Source organism: Glutamicibacter sp. (assembly GCF_035257265.1).
Classification (GTDB): Bacteria; Actinomycetota; Actinomycetes; order Actinomycetales; family Micrococcaceae; genus Glutamicibacter.
In genome coordinates, this window is the sequence record NZ_DATEXC010000022.1 from 1 (window position 1) to 1,595 (window position 1,595).

The 1,595-nt window shown below is 59.4% G+C and carries 3 protein-coding genes; 1 reads left to right on the forward strand and 2 read right to left on the reverse strand.

Annotated elements, in window-relative coordinates; genetic code table 11:
* Positions 1-275: hypothetical protein (locus tag VJ369_RS05010; RefSeq protein WP_324091023.1), on the reverse strand; the 275-nt coding region annotated here is incomplete at its 3' end.
* Positions 276-715: 440 nt separating this feature from the next.
* Between VJ369_RS05010 and VJ369_RS05015 the strand changes: the two genes are divergently transcribed.
* On the forward strand, positions 716-967 hold the full coding sequence (locus VJ369_RS05015) for a hypothetical protein (protein WP_324091024.1): 252 nt from the start codon (positions 716-718) through the stop codon (positions 965-967).
* A 272-nt stretch (positions 968-1,239) separates the two neighbouring features.
* Here the strand turns inward: VJ369_RS05015 and VJ369_RS05020 are convergent.
* The coding region (locus VJ369_RS05020; protein WP_414652619.1) for a hypothetical protein at positions 1,240-1,595 on the reverse strand (356 nt) is incomplete at its 5' end.

Sequence of the window (1,595 nt, forward strand, 5' to 3'; positions counted from 1 at the left end):
TCGATTGATAGTATTAATCGTCTCCTCTTACAAACTTCTACCCTGTGGTACGTACTCGTTTCCTCAAAAAAAGCTGTGCCCTTCTTGCCTACAATGACTTTGATTCTACCACCAAATTTTTCCTGCGCTACCTTTTCAGCAAGCGTAAGATTGTTTATATTTTTCAATCCTTTATTGTTGTGCGTTCCTTCAATAATACTATGGGCACCAGAATCTGAGTCAATATCGGTTAAGTAGACAAATAACGTCAACGACTTAAAATCGATAATAGACATTATCGGAGATAGTGTCTACTTATTCCCTGCTAACCTATTCGACCTTACAAGACAGACCGCGAGAGTTCTTGGCGGCGCCCAGCCTGAGGCACGACGAGTTCGCCCGTGTGCTGCCAGCCTTTGCTGCGGCCTAGGCGGTCCTCTCTCCGCCAGACAAGACCTGGGCAGGCAAGGGACGCCACCGCCAGAGCGGCGGTGGCGCCAAAGGCGGCTGGCCGCAGATGGCAGACCAACTGTTCTTTCTCCTCGTCTCCCAGCAAACCCATCCCTTGCACACCAGGCCTGGTGTGCCATGTGAGCTCCGCCAACCCCAGCCCCCCTACTGGATTCAGCGCTTGCTCCCTGGCCTCCACCGTGCCTTGGCCGCTCTCGGCCTGGCGCCGGAGCGCGATGCCAGCCGGGTTGCCCCCAGTGCCCTGGCGCGGGCGGGCGCCCCGGCTATGGCCATCGACGGTACGGAGCGCCGTCGCCAACGTCCCACCACGGCCGCGCAGCACCCGGAGCCGGCCAGCGGCAAGCAGAAAACCCCTACGGCCAAGAACCTCCTGCTGGTCAACGCACACCCCACCACAGTCGTCTCTCTGGGGCCGACCGTGGCCGGGAAAAAGCACGATAAGAAAGCGGCCGCTGCAGGAGAGATGGCCTCTCCGACCAACGCCACGCTCGACCAGGACACGGGCTTGCAGGGCTAGGAGCCGGCGGGCGGCCTCACGCAGCAGCCAAAAACCCCCCACAGGCCAGGAGGTGCGCGGAGCAGACAGGTGCCTCCATCACCTCATCTCCCGGGCACGCGTGGTCGTAGAAAACGTCATTGCCGGGGTGAAACGGTGTCGGCTTGTCAAAGATGTCTTGCGCCTGACGAAAGCCGGCATGTCTGATCTGGTCATGGAGATTGCGTGCGGCTTGCACAATCTCCGCGTGCGTTGTCGTCACCCGTTCCCCACCTGCGATGTGCTGAGTTTGGTCAGCTCTGGTTAAATCCGATAATGTCTAATTTGCTCACGGGATCCATGGCCGTCCACACCCACGGGCGAGACGGTTCAAGACGCTCGAGGACGGCGTCTTCACTGATTGCTCCAGCCTTGAGGCCACGGAGTAGCGCGTACAACTCGTCGAGTTGCAGCTGCGTGACGTGCACGTCGCAGAGAAAATAACTCGTAAAGGCCTTGAGATGCTCGGCGGCTGCCACCAGCCACTGGAGCACCGTGTTGGGGTCCACCTCAAACACCCGGGCTGTGGCGCGAATGCCGAGGCCTTCCGCCAGGCAGGCCACCACACGGACGATCAGCTCCACGGACAGGCGCTTGCCGTGAAAGAGTG

What these genes read in the sequence shown, in the direction of transcription:
- VJ369_RS05015 (WP_324091024.1), top strand. Translation starts at nt 716, where the DNA reads ATGGCCATCGACGGTACGGAGCGCCGTCGCCAACGTCCCACCACGGCC.